The sequence below is a fragment of the Pseudomonas sp. R2-37-08W genome (assembly GCF_003851705.1).
Lineage (GTDB): Bacteria > Pseudomonadota > Gammaproteobacteria > Pseudomonadales > Pseudomonadaceae > Aquipseudomonas.
Genome location: NZ_CP027728.1, coordinates 2,314,894 through 2,335,989 on the forward strand (window position 1 = coordinate 2,314,894; position 21,096 = coordinate 2,335,989).

The 21,096-nt window shown below is 58.8% G+C and carries 19 protein-coding genes and 2 pseudogenes; 9 read left to right on the forward strand and 12 right to left on the reverse strand.

Going from position 1 to position 21,096, the window contains the following annotated elements:
- The first annotated feature begins 184 nt into the window (after nt 1–184).
- Nucleotides 185–1,090 carry a cation diffusion facilitator family transporter gene (locus C4J93_RS10860; protein ID WP_124403780.1) on the forward strand — a complete coding sequence of 302 codons (906 nt, stop codon included), beginning with the start codon at nt 185–187 and terminating at the stop codon, nt 1,088–1,090.
- A gap of 63 nt (nt 1,091–1,153) precedes the next feature.
- Nucleotides 1,154–1,303, forward strand: coding sequence for a hypothetical protein (locus C4J93_RS27120; protein ID WP_164485249.1), 150 nt, complete (start codon nt 1,154–1,156; stop codon nt 1,301–1,303).
- A gap of 744 nt (nt 1,304–2,047) precedes the next feature.
- Here C4J93_RS27120 and C4J93_RS10865 read toward each other — a convergent pair.
- Nucleotides 2,048–2,701: a beta/gamma crystallin domain-containing protein gene (locus tag C4J93_RS10865; RefSeq protein WP_124403781.1), complete on the reverse strand. Its 654-nt coding sequence runs from the start codon at nt 2,699–2,701 to the stop codon at nt 2,048–2,050.
- Nucleotides 2,702–2,750: 49 nt separating this feature from the next.
- Here C4J93_RS10865 and C4J93_RS10870 point away from each other — a divergent pair, with 49 nt between their 5' ends.
- The 3 genes and pseudogenes from C4J93_RS10870 to C4J93_RS10880 form a co-directional block, all read left to right on the forward strand.
- Nucleotides 2,751–3,044 (forward strand): hypothetical protein, encoded by a 294-nt coding sequence (locus C4J93_RS10870; RefSeq protein WP_124403782.1) that lies wholly within the window; start codon nt 2,751–2,753, stop codon nt 3,042–3,044.
- Between the two features lie 131 nt (nt 3,045–3,175).
- Nucleotides 3,176–4,507 carry an APC family permease gene (locus C4J93_RS10875; protein ID WP_256657896.1) on the forward strand — a complete coding sequence of 444 codons (1,332 nt, stop codon included), beginning with the start codon at nt 3,176–3,178 and terminating at the stop codon, nt 4,505–4,507.
- A gap of 83 nt (nt 4,508–4,590) precedes the next feature.
- Nucleotides 4,591–5,040: pseudogene (locus C4J93_RS10880) on the forward strand (SDR family oxidoreductase); the annotation flags it as partial.
- Between the two features lie 563 nt (nt 5,041–5,603).
- On the opposite strand, the gene C4J93_RS10885 reads toward C4J93_RS10880, so the two are convergent.
- From C4J93_RS10885 to C4J93_RS10925, 9 genes are read right to left on the reverse strand one after another with little or no spacing between them, the layout of a single operon-like run.
- Nucleotides 5,604–6,686, reverse strand: coding sequence for a chemotaxis response regulator protein-glutamate methylesterase (locus C4J93_RS10885; RefSeq protein WP_124429295.1), 1,083 nt, complete (start codon nt 6,684–6,686; stop codon nt 5,604–5,606).
- Nucleotides 6,649–7,182 (reverse strand): chemoreceptor glutamine deamidase CheD, encoded by a 534-nt coding sequence (cheD, locus tag C4J93_RS10890; protein WP_124429296.1) that lies wholly within the window; start codon nt 7,180–7,182, stop codon nt 6,649–6,651. Before cheD ends, C4J93_RS10885 begins: the two co-directional genes overlap by 38 nt.
- On the reverse strand, nt 7,179–7,988 hold the full coding sequence (locus tag C4J93_RS10895; RefSeq protein ID WP_124429297.1) for a protein-glutamate O-methyltransferase CheR: 810 nt from the start codon (nt 7,986–7,988) through the stop codon (nt 7,179–7,181). The genes cheD and C4J93_RS10895 overlap by 4 nt, the downstream gene beginning before the upstream one ends.
- Before the next feature lie 9 nt (nt 7,989–7,997).
- Entirely contained in the window at nt 7,998–8,537 is a 540-nt protein-coding gene (locus C4J93_RS10900) for a chemotaxis protein CheW (RefSeq protein ID WP_124429298.1), read from the reverse strand.
- Between the two features lie 36 nt (nt 8,538–8,573).
- Nucleotides 8,574–10,229: a methyl-accepting chemotaxis protein gene (locus tag C4J93_RS10905; RefSeq protein WP_124429299.1), complete on the reverse strand. Its 1,656-nt coding sequence runs from the start codon at nt 10,227–10,229 to the stop codon at nt 8,574–8,576.
- 29 nt (nt 10,230–10,258) lie between these two features.
- Nucleotides 10,259–12,289 carry a chemotaxis protein CheA gene (locus C4J93_RS10910; protein ID WP_124429300.1) on the reverse strand — a complete coding sequence of 677 codons (2,031 nt, stop codon included), beginning with the start codon at nt 12,287–12,289 and terminating at the stop codon, nt 10,259–10,261.
- A 41-nt stretch (nt 12,290–12,330) separates the two neighbouring features.
- Entirely contained in the window at nt 12,331–12,618 is a 288-nt protein-coding gene (locus tag C4J93_RS10915; RefSeq protein WP_124366579.1) for a lipid asymmetry maintenance protein MlaB, read from the reverse strand.
- 15 nt (nt 12,619–12,633) lie between these two features.
- A complete protein-coding gene (locus C4J93_RS10920) occupies nt 12,634–13,002 on the reverse strand; it encodes a response regulator (protein WP_124366580.1) in 369 nt (122 codons plus the stop codon).
- A gap of 10 nt (nt 13,003–13,012) precedes the next feature.
- Nucleotides 13,013–14,227 carry a methyl-accepting chemotaxis protein gene (locus C4J93_RS10925; RefSeq protein ID WP_124429301.1) on the reverse strand — a complete coding sequence of 405 codons (1,215 nt, stop codon included), beginning with the start codon at nt 14,225–14,227 and terminating at the stop codon, nt 13,013–13,015.
- A 470-nt stretch (nt 14,228–14,697) separates the two neighbouring features.
- Between C4J93_RS10925 and C4J93_RS27380 the strand changes: the two are divergent.
- Nucleotides 14,698–14,877: pseudogene (locus C4J93_RS27380) on the forward strand (methyl-accepting chemotaxis protein); the annotation flags it as partial.
- Nucleotides 14,878–14,901: 24 nt separating this feature from the next.
- Here the strand turns inward: C4J93_RS27380 and C4J93_RS10935 are convergent.
- Complete coding sequence (locus tag C4J93_RS10935; protein WP_164485250.1) at nt 14,902–16,035, reverse strand: lactonase family protein; 1,134 nt, start codon at nt 16,033–16,035, stop codon at nt 14,902–14,904.
- A 280-nt stretch (nt 16,036–16,315) separates the two neighbouring features.
- Here C4J93_RS10935 and C4J93_RS10940 point away from each other — a divergent pair, with 280 nt between their 5' ends.
- Both C4J93_RS10940 and C4J93_RS10945 read left to right on the forward strand, forming a co-directional pair.
- A complete protein-coding gene (locus tag C4J93_RS10940) occupies nt 16,316–17,617 on the forward strand; it encodes an Nramp family divalent metal transporter (protein ID WP_124429303.1) in 1,302 nt (433 codons plus the stop codon).
- Nucleotides 17,618–17,758: 141 nt separating this feature from the next.
- On the forward strand, nt 17,759–18,400 hold the full coding sequence (locus tag C4J93_RS10945; RefSeq protein WP_124429304.1) for a glycoside hydrolase family 25 protein: 642 nt from the start codon (nt 17,759–17,761) through the stop codon (nt 18,398–18,400).
- Nucleotides 18,401–18,602: 202 nt separating this feature from the next.
- Here C4J93_RS10945 and C4J93_RS10950 read toward each other — a convergent pair whose 3' ends face one another.
- Entirely contained in the window at nt 18,603–19,877 is a 1,275-nt protein-coding gene (locus C4J93_RS10950) for a glycoside hydrolase family 68 protein (protein WP_124362326.1), read from the reverse strand.
- Between the two features lie 289 nt (nt 19,878–20,166).
- On the opposite strand from C4J93_RS10950, the gene gcvA reads away from it, so the two are divergent.
- Nucleotides 20,167–21,060 carry a transcriptional regulator GcvA gene (gene gcvA / locus C4J93_RS10955; RefSeq protein WP_124429305.1) on the forward strand — a complete coding sequence of 298 codons (894 nt, stop codon included), beginning with the start codon at nt 20,167–20,169 and terminating at the stop codon, nt 21,058–21,060.
- Nucleotides 21,061–21,096: the final 36 nt, after the last annotated feature.

Below are 21,096 nucleotides of genomic sequence, written 5' to 3' on the forward strand. Positions count from 1 at the left end.
GCGAAATTATCGGTTGCTTAATTTGTGGTGCTATTATTTTGATCGGAGTGCTTATGCACTTCGCAAAGTGGAAGGTATAAGGCACGCCGCTTTATCAGCTCATCTGTCAGGTCGCAGCTAGTTATCAGACTATTGAGCGGTAATCGCAGTCAGCAGTTAATTGGTATTTTACAGAGAGAGTTACTTGAATAACCGAAGTGAGCAGTCGTTGCTCCAACAATCTACCGTCATGATGTTAGCAGTAGCGATCGCTGGGATTGCTACTGGTTTCGTTACGGGCGCTCAATCCGTCCTGTTCGATGGTTTTTTCTCGTTGATTGCAACCTTTATCAAAGTATTAATGCTGATTACAGCCAAACTGATCGCCAAGGAAAGTAATCACCGGTTCCAGTTTGGCTTCTGGCATTTGGAACCCATGGTGTTACTGATCGAAGGCAGCTTTCTGTTTTTGATCGCAATCTATGCATTTCTTAACGGAGTGTCTGGATTCATCAACGGCGGTCGTGAGATTGAATTAGGGATGCTGATCATCTATGCGGCAGTGTTTACAGTCGTCGAGTTCGCCTATTTTTTCTACATCCGTTATCGAAACCGTGAGCTTAAATCAACGCTGATTCAGTTCGATAACATTAGCTGGTTGGTAGATGCGATGTTATCGGTAGGACTGCTTGTCAGCTTTCTCACTGCGTTGTTGCTCACGTCACGGGGCTATGGTCATTTGGCCGTATATGCCGATCCGCTGATTTTGATCTTGCTGGCACTGAGTATATTGCCTCCCGCTTTCAATATACTGCGTCCGGCCTTGCGTGATGTGTTGGGCATGGCGCCAGACCAATTGGACAACAAAGTGCGACAGGTGATGGACGCGATTAAAATCGAGTACGGCTTCGAGCATTACGTTTCTTATGTACAGAAGCATGGGCGAGCGCGATTTATCGAGATCCATATTGTGCTCTCGACTGATTATCACGTGGAAGCGGTCGGGAACCTGGATACGTTACGTGACGAAATCTCGGCGAGATTGGGCCACGCAGATTCGGCACGGTGGCTGACGATTTGTTTTACGGGGGACCGGAAGTGGATTGTTTGATCTCTACGTGGTCGTCACTGAAGTGGGCAAGTTGCAAGGTGGACGTAATCAGCGGGAATGCGAGTGAGTTTGAGCGATAGTGCGTTTACCTTCTACGATGTTGCTGGTGACCGGGTCCGCACGGGCAAGCTGTGGTCGGTGCTGTCCGACAAGTTCGATCTGGAGCGGCGGTTATGGATCATACCGGCGGAGGTGATGAACAACTCCAGTTAGTGGTACGAAAACCAGGTAACTCCCTTTCTGAAGATCTGCGAGGTGCAGGTCATCAGGTGGGGCGTTCCATGGCTCTGAGCTTGATGAAGAAGGTCGGGATCGCCAGCCGCCAACGCAGGCCCCACAAGTCTTCAGACGTCGAGTCTTTGGTGGCTGAGCAGAGCTGGAGCGTGAGGTTTACGTAGCTAATACCGTTCGCGGACGTCACCTATATCCAGCTCGGTAAGCGCTGGATCCGCGCTCGGTAGTTTTGGATCCGTTTGCGGCCGAATGGCGGGATGGGCGTATTCATTGGGCGCCGATGCGGCACTGGCAAATGAGGCGGAGGGCTGTTGAATTGATAGGGCGGCCTGAGGGCGTGCCGTTTCATTCTCACCAAGGCTGTCAGTACAATAGTCAAATAATTCAGGGCTGAACTGCAAGCACATAAGCTGAAGCAGCGCATGTGTCGAAAAGGGCAGTGTTGGGATAACGCATGATTGAGCTTTTTTGGCAGTTTGAAGTCCGAATGGGTACCCTAGAGAGGTTATAGCCCGGAGTATAAGGCCCCGGTAGACATCAACCTATATGTGGTGCACTGCAACAGCGCAAGGCGCTACGGTTACAAGAGCTATCGCTCGCCGATGGTGGCGGAAGAGCTAGCGGTGTGAGAACCGAAAAAACTATCTGCAATTACTGGATCAGTCCAATGCGACAAACCCCTTAATCCGCTGCTCTCTTGCGGGGGATTAAGGGGATTAAGGTTTAACGGACAAATGCGACGCCGTTACTGCTCTCCTTGATATTCTCGATGATAAGTTCGAAGCGATAGTCCTTTCGTTTGACCAGCTTCCAGCCTGCCGGGAAAGTTTCAGGATAAGTGATGAAATTTAGAGAATCTGTCGGCGCATCATACATAAAATAGGCTGCGCCAATTTCCATCGGAACCTTGTTTTTATCAAACAGGATGACAGACGTGACATACATTCTTCCATCATTGGGGATAAGCCCGACAATCTGGAAATCATCATTTACAAGAATATTTACCGGATTATCGATGGTATATGTCTGGACGAAAACATAATCTAGCGCTGTGTTTTCTGAACTGTTCGTTAGTTTAATCGACAGAAGTTGCGTATTTTTCGGTGCCACAACAAATTTGGAAAGTCCCTGAATTTCAGTGATGTCCGATGTGGACTCTGTCCATACTTTATAAATTTGATCAGCTTGTGAGTCCCGAAAGTGTCGCCATCCATGAACCAGACTTTGTTTGCCAATTTTAACAGAGAGAAAAGTATCATTCAGTTCCGATGGAAGCTCATAAACTACTTCCCTTTCTTTATACTCATGCGGCGTACCACTGAAATTTTTTTGTTGATAAAATGTGGCGCCGATTGAGCTATTTTTTTGATCCTTCATATAACGCTCCTTTTTGAGTAAATCTTCCAGATATTAACCTAGCAGGGAATTGGATAAAGCGCAAGAAAAGGCACTGGAAGAAGAGTGCTTTACCCAGGAAGTGGAAAACGGTTGCCATATCGAAGTCAGGGCCCGGGAGCGCGAAGACGCCGATATCGAAGTGTTGGTCAGCGTCTATACCGCGACGGGGCAATGCGTGGTCGAACGCACAAGGCAACTGCCCGGCGCCGAATGGACCGTGCACGACGGGCTCAAACGCGGCATCGATCAGGCGGAACGGATTGCCGGCGGGGAATCGGGACGCTTGCCCTGCGCTGACGCGCATTTGCACGACGACGATTGACGGAGGCGCTGCGCTGGTCTCCCAGCGGAAAACGGAACTTTGGCGGCGCGGGCATTTCCCATTGTAGATAGCCCTGCGTCAGCCGGCCCGCGCCGGATGATCGCTCATTGCAACCCACGCCAGAGCCGCCCATGCCCGTATCCAGCCTGACCCAAGGCGCACCCTCCAAACCGTCCTTGCGCCGCGCCGTGACGGGGCCGATGTTGTTTCTGTTCATCCTCGGCGATGTGCTCGGCGCCGGTGTGTATGCACTGGCCGGCACCATCGCCGGCGAGGTGGGTGGGGCGATCTGGGTGCCGTTGCTGGTGGCGTTGTTTTTTGCCATGCTCACGGCAGGCTCGTACGCGGAACTGGTGACCAAGTACCCCCATGCTGGCGCCGCTTCGGTGTTCGCCGAGAGGGCATTCAAGTCACCGCTGATTTCATTCCTGGTCGGCTTCAGCATGCTTGCGGCCGCCGTCACCAGCGCAGCGGGGCTGTCCCTGGCGTTTGCCGGCGACTACCTGGCGGCGTTCATCGAGGTGTCACCGCACCTGGCCGCGCTGATATTCCTGGCAGTGATAGCGCTTCTGAATGCGCGCGGTATCAAGGAGTCGCTGGGCGCCAACATGGTCATGACCTGCGTCGAACTGTCCGGGCTGCTGTTGGTGGTGGTGGCCGCGGCCTGGTGCATACAGTCCGGCGAAGCCAACCTCGGCCGCGCGCTGGAGTTCAAGGCCGGAGTCAACCCGATGCTTGCCGTACTGGGCGCGGCATTGCTGGCGTTCTATTCGTTCGTCGGTTTTGAAACGTCGGCCAACCTGGCCGAAGAAATACGCGGCGTGCGCAAAGTGTATCCGCGTGCGCTGTTTGCTGCGCTGGTGACGGCGGGCGTCGTATATATGGCGGTCGGTGTCGCCGCTTCGGTGGTGCTGCCGATGGACAAGCTGACGGCCACATCCGCGCCGTTGCTCGAAGTGGTGCGTGCCTCGGGCTTGAGCATCCCGCCCCAGCTCTTCGCCTTCATCGCGCTGGTGGCGGTCGCCAACGGTGCGCTGCTGACCATGGTAATGGCCAGCCGCCTGGCCTATGGCATGGCCCGCATGGGCCTGTTGCCGGAGCCACTTTCGCACGTGCTGCCCAAGCGGCGTACGCCTTGGGTCGCGATCATCGCCAGCACCCTGGTGGCCATCGCCCTGACCTTGACGGGTACCCTCGCGGCGCTGGCCGAGACGGTCGTGCTGTTGCTGCTCTTCGTGTTCCTCAGCACCAACCTGGCGGTGCTGGTACTGCGCCGCGACACCATCACCGAACAGCATTTTCGCGTGCCGACCTGGGTGCCGGTGCTGGCAATTGTTTCGTGCTTGATCCTGCTCAGCCAGCAAAGCCTGGACACCTGGCTGCGCGGTGGCGCGCTGATGCTGCTGGGCATGGCGCTGTACGCATGCAACCGCTTGGCGACACCGGCTGTAGGCCCAGGCTAACCACTCATCTGATCTATATCCCCGGCTGAAAAATCCCTGTAGTGCCCTTAGGGCTTGAACACCGCCAGCAGGCAATTATCGGCCTGGAAGACATCCCTGACGAGGATTGGCTAAAGACCTTTAACGTTAACGTCACTGCGATGTTTCGCATCTGCAAGGCCGCGCTGCCGCACATGGTCCAAGGCAGTTCGATCATCAACACCAGCTCGGTCAATTCCGATGCGCCCAACCCCACGCTGTTGCCGTATGCGGCGACCAAAGGCGCGATCGCCAACTTCACTGCGGGCCTAGCGCAGATGCTCGGCAAGCGCGGTATTCGCGTCAACAGTGTGGCGCCCGGGCCAATCTGGACGCGATTGATCGTATCGACGATGACCGAGGACTCCGTGAAGAGTTTTGGTGGCAATACGCCGCTGGGGCGCCCCGGCCAGCCAGCCGAAGTCTCGCCCATCTATGTGCTGCTGGCGTCGGATGAGGGCAGTTATATCTCCGGTGAACGTTACGGCGTGACAGGTGGCAAGCCTATTCTTTAAATGAAGCGAGGCATTCGATAACGACGACGTAGGCGACTTTCTGGTTGAGCGGCTCAGCCAACGGGGGGGGCGATGCCGCAGAGGCACTAGCAGCGCTGTTACCGTTGTCCATCACACCATGTACCGTCCGCTTGCTGGTCAGCTTGGATGCTGTCCGCCTGATGGCGATGGACAGGATGAAACGGCACAGCCGGGATCCTGCTTTCTAGGCCTTGATACTCCCAGAAAACAAGTCCAGAATTAAGTCTTTTCCTGCCCAGGAAAGAAAAGAAACCCCTTAGATTTCAATGAGTCGGACGCCAGATACGAGTCTCGTTTCCCGCTCCAAATATTGCGCTACAGAGTTCCACTGAATTCTGTAAGCGATTGAAATCAGGACCTTCGGGTCCTTTTTTCGTTCCGGAAATTCAGCGCCATCCAGGGCTTTACCAGGGCTGCATGCAGCCCAACGGCGGTGCGACAATTCGACAAGCACGCTCGCCACAATAGCCCTATCTGCCGGGCGTTCAGCGTTCAACCTTGAGCCAAAGTTGTAAAGACACCTATACCTTTGGTGCTCAGGCTCACTTATACAAAATCGCCTGATGAATATTCTCCAACGCCATGATGCGCTGGGCGGCGTTGAGTTTGATGGCTTCCTTGGGCATGCCGAACACCACGCAACTGGCTTCGTCCTGGGCTACCGTGGCGGCGCCGGCTTCGAGCATTTCCTTTAGCCCGCGTGCGCCGTCGTCGCCCATGCCGGTCATGATGATGCCGGTGGCGTTCTTGCCGGCGAATTTGGCTACCGAGCGGAACAGCACGTCCACCGACGGGCGATGGCGGTTGACCAGTGGGCCGTCGATGACCTGGGCGTGATAATAGGCGCCGCTGCGGGTCACCATCAGGTGTTTGCCGCCGGGAGCGATCAGGGCGAGGCCGGGCAGGATGCGGTCGTTGTTGCGCGCTTCGCGAACTTCGATCTGGCACACGCTGTTGAGGCGCTCGGCAAAGGAGGCGGTGAATTTTTCGGGCATGTGCTGCACGATCACCATGCCAGGGCACACCCTCGGTAGAGCAGTCAACACGGCCTCCAGGGCCTGGGTGCCGCCGGTGGAGGTGCCGATGGCGACGATGCGTTCAGTGGTTTGGGCCATGGCGTGGCCGTTGGCGGCGGGCAGGATTGCGTCTGCGCTGAGCTTGCCGGGTGGCGCGAGGGTGGGTGTTGGTTGGACGGTTCGTTTGCCCAGGTTCTTGACGTTGGAGTTCGCCGCCGCGCGGATGGCCGCGACCAGCTCGGCCGCCGATTCGATCAGGAAGTTCTTCAGCCCGGTGGTGGGTTTGGTGATGATTTCCACTGCTCCGGCCGACAATGCCTGCAGGGAGGTTTCGGCGCCTTTCTGGGTCAGCGAGGAACAGATCACCACCGGTGTCGGCCGCTCGCTCATGATTTTGCGCAGGAAGGTGATGCCGTCCATACGCGGCATTTCGACATCCAGCACGATCACGTCTGGCCATTCCCGAGCCAGTTTATCCATGGCGAAAATCGGGTCGGACGCGGCGCCCATCACATGGATGTCCGGCGTGTCGTTGAAGATCGCCAGCAGCACTTGCCGGACTACGGCCGAATCATCGACCAGCAGCACGCTGATTTTTTTGGTAGGCATTTTTTTTGATTGTTCCCATTGGTTGGTGCCGGACCCAGACGTTGCCGTTCCACAGGTCGAACACAATAGTGCGATAGCCAGTACTGCCCATGTCCTGAGCGGTCAGGTGCAGGTGATGGCGCTCGGCCAGGGCCAGCGCTGCGCGAATATTCAGGCTGGCCACGTCCTGTGACGGCAGGGGGCGCGGCTGTTCGGGGAACATCTCGCCGCCGCCGAACAGCTTGACCTGATAATCCCGGGCCTGCGTGCCGTTGGCATGAGCGTGGCGCAGCAGCAATTCGAGCGCCTCGTCGGCATATTTGCCATCCAGGGGCTGACCTTTGCGCGAGCGCGCCGGCAACATGAAATGGCACATGCCGCCGATCAGCCGTTGCGGATGCCAGAAGGTGATCGCCACACAGGACCCGAGCAAGGTACGCAAGCGTGTCGGCCGCGTCGCAAAACTGACCTGCCCCGGCGCCAGCACCACTTCGACCACATCCGCAGGCTTTTTCATGGCTTGCGATAAATCGACGGCGCCACCAGCTTCAACGTGTCGTTGACGCCGTTGAGGCTTTCGGAGTGGCTGATGATGAAGTAACCGCCGGATTTGAGCAGCGGCAGCAGCCTGGCGACCACCTGGCTTTTGGTCTGCTGGTCGAAATAGATCATCACGTTGCGCAAGAAGATCACATCGAACTCGCCCAGGCCGGGCAGCGGTTCGTTCAGGTTGACCTGGATAAAGTTGACCCGGTTGCGCAGGGCCTTTTCGATCAGGAAAGTCCCTTGCTGGCGCCCTGTTCCCTTGAGGCAATATTTGACCAGCAGCGGCTGGGCCAGGGTGCCGGCGCGCTCCATGGAGTAATGCCCGTTGCGTGCCTTGGCCAGCACCTGGGTGCTGATGTCCGAACCGATAACTTCCCAGGGCGTGGTGCCCAGGTTCTCCGCCAGCGTCATCGCCAGGCTGTAGGGTTCTTCGCCCGAAGAGCTGGCCGCGCTCCACACGCGAAACAGTTTGCCCGGCGGCGCCTTGGGCAGCACCTGCTGGCGCAGGAAGTCGAAGTGCTTGGGCTCGCGGAAAAAGTAGGTCTCGTTGGTGGTCAGCAGGTCCAGCGCAACTTGCAGCTCGCCCTTGCGCTGGTCGCTCATGATCAGCTTGAAGTACTCGCCGTAGCTCTGCAGTTCGTAGTGTTTGAGGCGTTTGAACAGCCGCCCGGCCACCAGGGCTTTCTTGGCGGGCGACAGGTTGATGCCGGCCGCGCGGTACAGCCAGGACTGGAACTGGTCGAATTCACGATCATCAAGTGGGCTGGTGTCTGGCATGATCGAGCCTCAACGCGCGTCGAGGTCGAGAGCCTGCGCCTGGCCAGTCTCGGCCAGGCTGGACATCTCGTCGATGGACAGCACTTTGTCCACTTCAAGCACAATCACGAACTTGCCATCGACCTTGGCCATGCCGCTGATGAAATCCGCGCGGATGCGTGCGCCGAAGTTGGGCGGCGGTTCGATCTGTGTCGCCGGGATTTCCTGCACGGCGGAAACGGTGTCGACCAATAGCCCGATATCCTGCGGCTGGCCGTCTTCGGTGATGGCCTCGATGATGATCACGCACGAACGCCGGGTGATCGACGAGTTCGGCCGGCCAAAGCGCGCCGACAGATCGACCACCGGCACCACGGCGCCGCGCAGGTTGATCACGCCGCGCACGAAGGCGGGCATCATCGGCACCAAGGTCAGGCTGCCGTATTCGATAATTTCCTTGATGCCCAGAATGCCGATGGCGAACATCTCTCCACCGAGCATAAAGGTCAGGTATTGCGCATCCTCGCCTGCCGCGACGGCGGTATGGCGGGTAGTCATCACTGCGCCCATGTCATTCTCCCTGTAAGCCCGCATCGATTCTTGCGATCAGAAACGGGTGAATTCCGATTCGTCCGGGGCGCTGGCCACGTTATAGGCGAAGGCTTTGCGCGGTGCCTGCTGCTCCGCGCGTGGTGGCTGGCGGTCAGGCTTGCCGGCGCTGTCCGCGCTGCGGCCTTGAACCGCGGCCTTGGGGCTGGAGTCCAGCACGAAAAAGCTCATGGCCTGTTGCAGTTGCTCGGCCTGGCTGCTCATTTCTTCGGCGGTGGCGGCCAGTTCCTCGCTGCTCGAGGCATTTTGCTGAGTCACCTGGTTGAGCTGGGTCATCGCGGTGTTGATCTGCGCGACACCGGCGGCCTGTTCCTCGGACGCGGCACTGATTTCCTGCACCAGGTCGGAAGTTTTATTGATGGAGGGCACCATTTCGTCGAGCAATTTGCCGGCTTTCTCGGCCATGTCCACGCTGCTGGAGGACAGTTCGCCGATTTCCTGGGCGGCTACCTGGCTGCGCTCGGCCAGCTTGCGCACCTCGGCGGCCACCACGGCAAACCCCTTGCCGTGCTCGCCGGCCCGGGCGGCCTCGATGGCGGCGTTGAGGGCCAGCAGATTGGTCTGGTAGGCGATGTCATCGATGATGCTGATGCGCTGGGCGATTTTCTTCATCGCCACCACCGTCTGCTGTACCGATTCGCCGCCTTCGGTGGCTTCCTTGGCGGCCTTGCTGGCCATGCCATCGGTGACCTTGGCGTTTTCGGTGTTCTGGTTGATGCTGGCGCTCATCTGTTCGACCGACGCACTGGTTTCCTCGACGCTGGCGGCTTGTTCACTGGTGGCCTGGCTCATCGATTGCGCGGTGGCGCTGACTTGCTCGGAAGCACTGGCCAGGTTATCGGCGGCATTGCGCACCTCACCGATGATATGCGCCAGCTTGCCGACCATGTTGCGCATGGCGTTGAGCACCATGCCGGTTTCATCCTTGGCACCCGGTTCGATGTGCGCGTTGAGGTTGCCTTCGGCCAATTGCCCGGCGGCGGTGGCGGCTTGTCGCAACGGGCGGGAAATGATCCGCGCGATGAACAGGGCCAGGCCAATGCCGATCAACAGGGCGACGACCAGCGCCGCGATGATCGACAAGCGTGCGTTTTCATACAGCGACGCGCCCTTGTCACCGGCGACGGTGGCGCCGGCGTCATTGAGTTCGACCATCTTCTGCAGGCGGCTGGTCACCTCATCGAAATGCGTCTTGGACTCCCCCCTGAGCAAACCGCGAGCCTGGGCTTCCTGGTTCTGCCGGGAAAATTCCAGCACCTGCTTGCTGGCTGCCAGATAGGCGGTCCAGGCACTGTTCACGCTGGCCAGGAGCTGGCGGTCCTCATCATTGGACAGCAATTTTTCGTAGGTGCCCATGCGGGTTTCGAACTGCTGGCGCGCATCGTCGGCTTCCCGTTCGGCCTGCGCCTTTTCCTCGGCGATCTCGGTGCCGATGTGGCGGTTTTCCTTCAAGCGATAGTTGGCGGCAAAAAAGCGCATGCCGGCCGCTGCGCGCATGGAGGGCATCCAGTTGCCCTTGATGTCCTGGGCCGCCTGATTGACTGCACCGAGCTGGTGAATGGCGAAGCCGCCCATGGCCGCGGTAAGCGCCAGGACCACCAGGAATGAGCTGATCAACTTGGTGGAAATTTTCAAATCGTAGAACCATTTCATCGGGGAACCTCCATGGAATTGCAAATACGTCAGCGAGCAGCGACCGGGGGCGACTGAGGCGCCTGGGCCGTGCGAGCTTCCAGTTGTACGATTTGGTTGAGCAGTGCCGGTATATCCAGGATCAGGGCCACTGCGCCGCTGCCCAATATGGTCGAACCGCTGATGCCGCGCAGTGCGCCGAACAGCTTGCCCAGGGGTTTGATCACGGTCTGGAACTCACCGAGCAGGTCATCCACCACCAGCCCGGCCTTGTGCTCGGCGTAACGCACCACCACCACATTCTGGCGGCGGGCGGCCGGGCCTTCGTGGCTGAAGTGATGGCGCAGGTCCACCAGCGGCAACACTTCGCCACGCAGGTCCAGATACCCCTGGTCGCGGCTGGAATGGCGCTGGTGATCGTCCAGTTCGATGCATTCCTGAACCATGTCCAGCGGAATCACGTAGGTGGATTGGTCGATGCCGACCAGGAAGCCATTGATGATCGCCAGGGTCAGCGGCAAGCGAATGCGCACCACGGTGCCCTGGCCGGGACGGCTGTCCAGGTCGACGGTGCCGCGCAACAACGTGATATTGCGCTTGACCACGTCCATGCCGACACCACGCCCGGACAGATTGGTCACCGCCTCGGCGGTCGAGAAACCGGCCTCGAAGATCAGGTTGTAGATCTCCTGGTCGGTGAGCACCGCGCCGCTGGCCACCAGCCCGCGTTCCTGGGCCTTTGCCAGGATACGTTCGCGGTTGAGCCCGGCGCCGTCGTCGGCGATTTCGATGACGATGCTGCCCGAGTCATGATAGGCATTGAGGCTCAGGTGGCCTTTGGTCAACTTGCCGGCCGCGCGCCGCGCCTCGGCGCTTTCGATACCGTGGTCCATGGCGTTGCGCAGCAGGTGCATCAGCGGATCGCCGATCTTCTCGACCACCGTCTTGTCCAGTTCGGTTTCCGCGCCGCTGATGATCAGGTCGATGTCCTTGCCCAATTCCTGGCTGACATCGCGCACCACGCGGCGAAAGCGGTTGAACGTGTCGCCGATGGGGATCATGCGCAGGTGCAGGGCGCCATCGAGTATCTCTTCCACCAGCCCCGATACCGTCGAGGTGGCCTCTTGCAGCGGGTCGTTATTACAGGAACGGGCCAGCAGGCTCGCGCCGGCGCTGGCGATAACCAGCTCGCCGACCAGGTTGATCAGTTCGTCGAGCTTGTCGGCGTTGACCCGCACGTAATTGCCATCCCGGTTTTTTTCGCCGGCCGCCGCCACGCGTTGCTGCGCGGGCGGGGCAAATTCAGCGCGGGGGGCCACCTCGGTCGCGGGGCAGGCAGGGGTGTCGCCGGGTTCGTCGACGGCGCTGATGCTGACTTCACAGTCGTCACGCACAAAGTCGAACACTTCGTTGAGGGTGGCGTGGCTGGCCGTCGAGCGCAGGTCGATCTCGAACCCCAGGTAGCAGCTTTCCGGGTCCCAGCTGTCCACGGCCGGAATGCCGTCGGTCAGGGTGGTGACCTGCAACAGCGTGCCCAAGGTGTCGAGGTAGCGCAGGAAGGACAACGGGTCCATGCCGTTGCGAAAGACATCCACGCCGAAGCGCAGGGAAATATGCCAAAGCACTTCGTCCGCAGTGGCGTCGTCCACCGCCGCGGTTTCGACGCGGGCAGTCGCGGTCTGCAGCGGCTGATAGGCACTCAGCTCCTCGCGCAATACCTCACCGCGCTCCAGCGCGGCAGGCGTGGGCGCCTCACCGCGGCTGGCGACCACATCGATCAGTTCGAGCATGTGGTCGCCGCACTTGAGCAGCAGCGCGATCAATGCGGCGTCCACCGCTACACTGCCGTCGCGCAGGCGGTCGAGCACATCTTCGACGATATGCGTGAACCCCACGATCGACGCCAGGCCGAACAGGCCCGCCGACCCCTTGATGGTGTGCGCGGCGCGGAATATCGCGCCGATGGCATCCTGATCGCCGGGCTCGCTTTCCAGTTGCAGCAGGGATTGCTCCATGGCCTGCAACAGTTCGCGTGCCTCGACGATGAATGTCTGCTGTGCCTGATCGAGATTAATGCTCACCTGGACCTTCCTTGTCGATCAATGAGAGTGGGCAGCGCTGGCTACAACGCGGCGTTGCGGCACAGTTCAAGCGCCTGGGTGACAGCCTGGCTCTGGCCGGTCACGCTCAAGGCGGTGCCGGCAATGCCGGCTTCACGCTGAATGACCGCGAGCAACTGCAAGCCGGCGCCATCCATCTCGGTGACCTGTGACAGGTCCAGCTCCAGGCGAGGCGCTGCGCCCATTTGCGGCAGCAACACGCTCGCCAGTTCGGCCACGGTGTAAATCGTGAGTTCGCCGTCAATGCCCACGCGGGCGGTGTCGTCGAGTGTTTCGCACGTTATCGGCATGGGGCCTCCCGGGTGTCAGGGCAGGATCAGTTTGGATACGGCTGCCAGCATTTGCGCCGGCTGGAACGGCTTGACCACCCACGCCTTGGCGCCAGCAGCCTGACCTTCGGCCTTTTTCGATTCCTGGGACTCGGTGGTCAACATGATGATCGGGGTGAACTTATAGTTGGCCAGCTTCTTGACCTCCTTGACGAAGGTGATGCCGTCCATGTTGGGCATGTTCACGTCGCTGATGATCAGGTGCACTTTCTGCCCGTTGAGCTTGCTCAGGGCATCCCTGCCGTCGCTGGCCTCTATCACGTCGTAACCGGCGCTTTTCAAGGCAATGCCGACCACTTGCCGCACGCTGCTGGAGTCGTCGACCACTAGTACATTCTTCGCCATGAGGGGCTCCTTAAAAAAACGTGATGTCTTGAGAATTCTGTTGCACGGACGCCGCGCCATGGTGCGTGCGCCGTTGCTCATCGGTGGCGTAGGTGGCTTCCATGCGCGCCAGCCACTGCCGGGCGTCGACGGCCACGGCCTGGTCCGGGGATTGGCGGGTCTGCATAAGGTGCTCATGCAAGGCGTGCATGTTGTCTCGCACGTGGCTGAGGATCTGGCTGACCCGGTCCTGGAATTGCAGGTTGACCAGTACTTCGGTCATCTCATCACGAATGCCGTGGCTTTCCTGCTTGAGCAGGTCGGCGGAGTCGGCCAGGCGCCCGGTGATGTTCTGGAAGCGTTCGAGCACCAATTGAATGCTGTTTTCAGAGGCGGCCACCGAGTTGCTGTCCTGGTCGGCACTGCTGGAGGCGGCCTGCACCAACTGGGTGATGGCGTTATTGATGATGTCGACCTTGGCCGACATCTGCTGGCCGGTTTCGCTGGATTTGCTCGACAGGCTGCGCACCGCATCGGCCACCACCGCGAAGCCGCGACCGGCTTCACCGGCCCGCGCCGCCTCGATGGCCGCATTGAGCGCCAGCAGGTTGGTTTGTGCGGCAATCGCGGCCACATCGGCGGCCATGGTGCGCAGTTCGCCGGTATAGGCGGTGAGGCTGCGTACTTGGGCGAGCGTCTGGTCACGGCTGGTTTGAGTGGCCTTGAGTGAGTTGATCACCTGGCTCAGCTCGCTGTCGCTGCGCGCCAGCACCTCCAGCGCGCCGTCGGCGGCCTTCCCGTCCAGTTCGCCGGCAGCCTGCTGCGAGGCTTGCACCGTGTCCTGCAATCGCGCAGCTATCCCGGTAAATCGGTTGGCCAGGCTCACAATCGCGTCTTCGGTTTGCTGGCGCGAGCTTTCCACCTGCTTGGCCCAGATCGGCATGGCGCCCAGCAACACTTCATCGAGCTGTGCCCGCGAGTCCATGCCGCTATGCGCCGCCTGCGCGTCTGACTGATCCGCCAGCGCCCACGCGGTGGCTCGCAGCACTGCGTCACGCTGCGAACCGGCGCTCCAGGCGCACGCACCGAGGCCGATCAGCACCAGTACCGCGCAGGCCGCCAGGTTGGCCACAGAGGTTGACTGCAACAGGACCCATATAACGGCGGGCACCACCGGGATGAAAGCGAACCAAAGAAAGCGCGGATGACCAGGAAGGGGGATGTGGCTGGATTGACGCTGGGCCATGAGTTCGTTCCTTGAACAGTCTTGCGGATATAAACAACATAGGGGTTATCTGCTGTATTTAGAATAGCTTTAGCCTGTAGCTATACCGTCCGTCCGGTTGATGATAATTATATTACTTGCGTAGAGAGATATTGCTGGTAGTAAGTAGAAGGAGATGGGTAGGGTTCTAGTGTCCGAGTACGTCTTGATATTTACCGCTTAATTGGGCAGGCAGATTCAAAGTGACAATTTAGGTGAATCGTCCGAAAGTTCGTAACAAAGCGGCTTTATATTTATTGCATTGATTATTCTCGCATCGGTTATTACTACCGTTATTCTCGCGGTGCTGTTGACCAAGAGTATTGTTCGGCCTCTCTCTTAGTTGATTCTTTTAAATAACAGGATCGCCAGCGGGCTAGTTACTCTTTCAGGGAAAGACACTGGCTACCAAGTCGATGCAGGAAAGTTGCGACGGGGCCAAACACGCCCTGATCGCTGCGGCATCTGAGGAGCAAGCACAAGTCGCCCGTTCCATAGACCACAATCTGGTCAGTATTCGGGATTTGTCCGTGCATAGTACCGACGGCGCCAATCAGACATCCGTCGCCAGTAACGGGCTTTCACGTCTCGCTGTAGAAATGAATGCTGTCGTTATACGGTTCAAGATGTGAGATAGCAGGGCAGGCATCGCAAGATCAGTCTACCGACGTTTGCAGCACCTCAATCCATAACGCGCCTTTGCCCGACGGCGCTTCGCCGACACGTTTCAAGGCGCCGTTGTTGCTGACTGCGTAAGTGCCGACTGTGGCGCTTTTCTCGCCCGTCACCAGCAACCAGCGCCCGTTGGGTGAAAAAGCGATATTGCGTGGCTGCTGCTCTTGCACCGGATAGTTCGCAAGAAAGCTCAAGCCGCCTGTTGCAGGGTCAAGCGCGAAAGCCGACACCGAGCTGCTGGTACGCTCGGTCATCAACAGTAGCTTGCCATCGGGCGAGATCCGCAGGTCCGCCGCCCAGATACGTGGCGTAGGGTCGTCCTTCAAGTCATTGTTACGAGCGTCACGCACTTCGCCGTGAGCCAGTTTCAAACGCTCGGGGATACCGTTGGAAACGCCAATCTGAGTCAATGCGCCGGTGCTGGCATTGATTGAAAACGCAGTGACCGTGCCACTCATTTCACCCACCACATACAGGTATTTGCCGTTCGGGGAAAAGGCCAGGTGCCGAGGCCCGGTGTGGTCCTGGACGTTGATGTAGCCGCTGCCGATGGGAGTAAGCGCGCCGGTGTTGGCATCAAGGCGATATTGCAGCACCCGGTCCGCGCCAAGATTGCCCGCGTAGGCAAAACGGTTGCTCGGGTCGGTACGAATCGAATGCGCATGCGGGCCTGTCTTGTAACTCAGAATGCTGGCAGAAGGCTGATAGGCCTTGTCGATGGCCTGAACGCTGAGGGTGTCGGCGCCGTAGGAGGCACCGAACAGATAGCGGCCTTTTCTATCGGTCGACAGGTAAGCCATGCTTTCTGCCAGTGGCGCTTTGGACTGCGGTGTCAGGTGCCCGCTATTGGGGTCGATGCGGTAGCCCAGCACCTGAAACGGCTTGACCCGCAAGGCGGCAAACAACACCTTGCCATCAGGGGTGATGGCCATCGGGTTGACTTGATCACCGGCGTTGACCTGTTCGATCAGGCGCAGCGCGCCGGTGTCCTGGTCAAGGCGATACTGGGAAATCAGCCCGTCTCCCGGGCTTGAGATATAGACAAACGTGGCGGCATTGGCTTGCAGGCTGAGGCCGTAGACAACGGCAGCGGCCAGGAGGATGGGGGTTCTCACAGGTGATTCCTTATTTTTATGGTGGTGGTAGGTCATCCTATGACTCTGCCTAAGTGACATCAATCGCTGTTTTGCTCAGGATTGAAAAATATGCCATGGCTAAGGTGCAGCGTTTGCAAGACGTTGGCCGGGTTCAATGTTATCCATACAGCCCGACGCCCCCACTTTCCGCTGGTGAAACATTTCTAAACACTCTCGTTTAAGAATTGTTGTACGACGTCGTATCTATCGTGTTCGACTGCGCTCGTTCTCACAAAAAAAATAAATGGAGATACCCTCTATGACGAGCATTCGTTCCGTCGAAGGCCAGGCTGCGGCGCCCGCGCAAAATCGATTTTCCCGAATACTCAAACTGCTGGGCCCCGGAATCATCGCTGTACTGTCTTGGCTGGGCGCAGGTGACCTGATCACGTCGTCCGTGGCCGGTGCCAATTACGGTTACGCAATGATGTGGGTGCTGGCGGTCTCGCTGCTCCTGAGATACCTGATCGTAAACATCATCGCGCGCTTCCAGTTGTGCAATAACCAGGGCATGACCATCCTGCAGGGCTATGCCCAACTGAATCCATTTTTTGCCTGGTTCATGCTCGTGTACGCCCTGCTGATGGGGCACTTGATGAACGCCTACATGATCAAAGGGGCGGGTGAGTCGCTGGCAATGCTGTTCAAAAGCGACCAGCCACTGCTGTGTTCATTGGCGGTGGTACTCGCTGTGTGGATGCTGGTGGGGCGTAATATCTATTCGATGATCGAAGGCGTGATGAAAGTGCTGTTGGCGATCATGACCCTGGCCTTCATTGCCTTGGCCGTGATGTCGGGTCCTGATGTGGTCGGCATCGTCAAGGGCACCATCGGCTTCAGCATCCCGCCGGATGAAGGCGTGCACGGCGCGCTGCTGGTGGCGGTATCGGTTATCGGCGCGGTTGCAGGCTCCATCGCCAACTTCGTGCATCCGTATGTCATGCGCCAAAAGGGCTGGGTCGGGCCGCAGCACAAGCGTGTTCAACGTAACGATCTGCTGTTTGCAGTGTTTGTCGGGATCGTCATCAATTTGGCCATCTGGATCGTCGGCGCGGAAATCCTGCGGCCCAACGGCATCGAGGTGAAGACCTTGGGCGATCTGGGCAAGGCTCTGGAAATGTTCTTCGGCCCGGTGGGTTGGTATGTGTTCTTCATCGGCGTGTTCGCCACCTTGTTTGCCAGCATTTCCGGCAAGACCACGGCGTTCCCGATGCTGATTACCGATGCCTTCCAGCACGTTCGTCCTGAACGTCGCGAAAAGTTCGGCAAGGAGTTTCATCATGACCCGATGCACAAGTGGTTCATGCTGTTCATCCTGGTGACGCCGTTGATCTGGTCGCTGCCAGGTATGCCGGATTTCGTGACCCTGACCATTGGCGTCAGCGCGTTGAACATCATTGGCTTGCCGGTTATTTCCCTGGGCCTGCTGATCATGTCCAACCAGAAGTCGCTGCTGGACAAGCAATATCGCAACAACCTGTTTGAAAACATCGCGTTGCTCTTCGCTACAGGCCTTGCGCTGTGGGTTGCCTTCCAGTTGGGCGTCGATCTGTTTACCTAAACAACCAGCCACCGGGGGACCCAATGTGCCCCTGCATGAGCGGGTTGGATGTAAAGCGTCGTGCGGTATCCCGATAGTGCATGGCGGCTGGTCGTCGATGGAAAGATGCGACGACAAGACATCCACAGCAGGGGAACAGATATGAGTTGCGAAGGACCGATCAACGATGCAAACGCACGTGGCATTGACGTGTCGCGCTGGCAGGGCAACATCGATTGGGCGCGCGTGGCGGGCGCGGGTGTCACCCATGCGATAGCGAAGATGACGGAGGGTGGCGACTACACCGATCCCAGGTTCGTCGAAAACTTCCAAGGGATGAAAACGAACGGCCTGAAGGCCGGTGTGTACCACTATTTCCGTGCGCTGAGCAGCACGCCGTGCGAGCAACTGGCCAATATCAAGGGCCGGCTCGCCGAAGTGGAATTCAACGTCGGGCAGGACATCCTGGCCATTGATGTCGAGACCAATCGCAACGAAGGGGCCACCCCGGATCAGATGGCTGATGCCCTGTTCCAACTGGTGACGCTTGTCAGGGTGTCGCTGCTGGAGGGTACGTATCCGCATATTTATGCGTCGCCCAGCATCTGGAGCAACAGGGTGGCCTGGCGCAAATATGACTTCAGCGAATGCCCGCTGTGGATTGCCCATTGGGGAGTCGCTGAACCCACCGTGCCGCAAACCTGGAGCACACACGGCAAGAGCTGGCAGTGGTGGCAACACAGCAGCAAGGGTCAGGTCGAGGGTATCCAGGGCGCGGTGGATCTGGATTGGGTCAAGCCTTGAAGGCAAACAGCACAACGGCCCCGATTGGGCCGTTGTTCCAGGCGGGATACCCCTGCGCGCAAACGCTGGAGCCGTCAGCGTCGCTGCGATAAGACCTCATCCGAACCGGCTAAATTCCTGTAGCCAGTTCGCAATGAGGCAGGCGTATCAGCAACGGGTTCTCATCGAACCCAAACCCGTTGCCTCAAAGCCCTGTAGCGCTTTACTTGAGCGTGACGTCAAGCATCGGTGGGATGTAACCGTAGTCATACTCGGCGACTACGAATGTCTGCTGCCCCTTGATCTTGATGCCCACCGTTGGTGCCTCGGTGCCGCCGATACGCATCGTTGTCCCGCTTTCGCCGGTAGGTACGCTGTCGATAAAGGAAGTCACCAGGCCGTTGGGCATCACGCAGTGGGAGTAGGTCTGGAAGGGCTGGGAAGACGGGTTGCCCAGGACCAGGCCGGAACCGTTCAAGGGCACGTAAGGGCCGAACAGCGAGTCGGCGACAAAACCGTACACCCCGTCTGGCCCGGTTACCCCGTCGGCATAGGTGAAGGTGTGGCTGATGGTGAACAGGTAGTACTTGCCGTCCTGGAACACGAAGTGCGGACGTTCGGTCTGGTCATTGACGCCGACTGCGGTCAGCAGCGGCGGCAGCATTTCCCAGTCGTCTCCATCCTCATCACGGGCCACGGCGATACCGACGCAGGCCGTCTGGAAGCGCGAATTGCCGACGTCTTCATAACCCGGCGGCACATCGCCGATTTCCGCTTTACCCACCGTGTGCGAGCCACGCTCGCCAGCCACGTTGCCCTCGAACAGCATGTACAGCTTGCCGTCCTTCGGGTCGCGGAACGGCCACGGATCGCGGAACCCCCAGAAAGCGTTCTGCGCTTCGGTCTGGTACATCTTGCCGTCGGCCTCGAACAGCGGCTTGACCTTCTCGAAGCCCACCAGGCTGACGCCATGCTCGGTGGTCACCACGCGGCCACGCACCTTGACGATGGTCGCGCCTGGCGTGACTGCGGTGTAGTACAGGTCCACTTCACCTTGTTCGTTCAACAGGATCGGCGTGCCGGCCCATTCACGAACGGTGGGCGAAACCCCTTCAGCCATGACCCGGCCGCCGAGTTTCCAGTCCTTGCCGGTGCGGGAGAACCAGTAGTACATCTTTGCCCGACCATGGCGATCGTTCCAGTCGCGGGTGATGTCGTAGTTGCCATTCTGATCGAGGTATTGCGGATCGGTAGGGTGGCGGTCTGCGGTCAGGGTGAAGATCACCGACCAACCATCGACGGAGGTGATGTTGCCGTCGATATCACGCAGCGGCATGGTGTCCCAGATAAACACCTTGTCGCTCAGTACCGGGAAGTCGGCACTCACCAGTGGCTGGGTGGTGGTGGGGTCGTCTGCGCGGACTTTCAGCGCATCGGCGCGGGTCCACAGGCTGGGTTGATGGGGCGTTTTGCCAAATTTTGCGGTGATGCTTTTCATAAGGTAAACCTCGTCCATGAAGGTAGATAAATACTGTATTCATATACAGTGATTTGACTTTAGAAGACTCTATCCTTCGGGTCAAGGAGAAAAATGCATTTATGCATAATTAAAGCTTTTAGGTGAGCTGATACGTTTCACCTGAGGGTTTTTATGGAAGTTAGGCGCTGTGTAGGCGCCCTCACGGTCCTCGGTTTAAATGGATGAGGGTAATAAACGCCGCACTTGCCACTCACATGAGCCAACGCTCATGCTCAGCGTTTTCCAACCACTCGCCGGACACCCACCCATGAGAGACCTGCCGCCGACCGCCACACTGCGAGCGTTTGAAGTTGCCACCCGGCACCCAACCTTTACGGCGGCCGCGCAGGAACTGCATGTCACCCAGAGCGCTGTCAGCCATCAGCTCAGGCATCTGGAGGCGTTGTGGGGGCTGCCGTTGTTCGAACGTGGCAAGGCATTACGCCTTACGGCGGCAGGGGCCACGCTGGCGCCTATCGTGCGGGAGTTCTTCATGAGCCTGGAGGCCACCCTCGGCGATCTGCGCGAGCAAAAAGGCAGGGTGCGCCTGAGTGTCAGCACCACCTACTCCTTCGCGTTGAAATGGCTGCTGCCACGCTTGCCGAACCTGGCTCGCCAGCACCCCGAGCTGTTGGTGTCGCTGCACACCACGGACGACATCATCCACTTCTCCGGCAACCAGGCCGATGTTGCGATCCGGCTGGGCAAGGGCAATTACCCGGGGCTGCATACAGAGTTCTTGTTTGGCGAGCAGGTGTTTCCGGTGGCCAGCCCCGAATTGCTTCGGCGTATGGGTACACCGCGCAACCCGGAAGAACTGTTGCAGTTTCCGCTGCTGATCCGCGACGGCGCCGAGCTGGCGCCGAAATGGGAGGTCTGGTTTGAAAGTGTCGGGCTGGCCTTTTCGCCGCTCAAGGAAAGCGTCAGGTTTGGCGACACCAACATGACGGTCGAGGCCGCCTTGCTCGGCCACGGCGTGGCGTTGGTGCGCAGTCGGCATGTGGAGAACGAAATCAGCGATGGCCGCCTGGTGCGGCTGTTCGATGTGCCGTTCCCATCGCCGCTGGCCTACTATTTCGTGTGCCCCAAGGGCATCGAAGCGCAGCCGCATATCGTCAACTTTCGCCGTTGGTTGAGCCGTGAGGCGCTGAAAGTGCAATGAGCCGGGTCTGAGGATTTGCTCATGCTGCGATGAAGA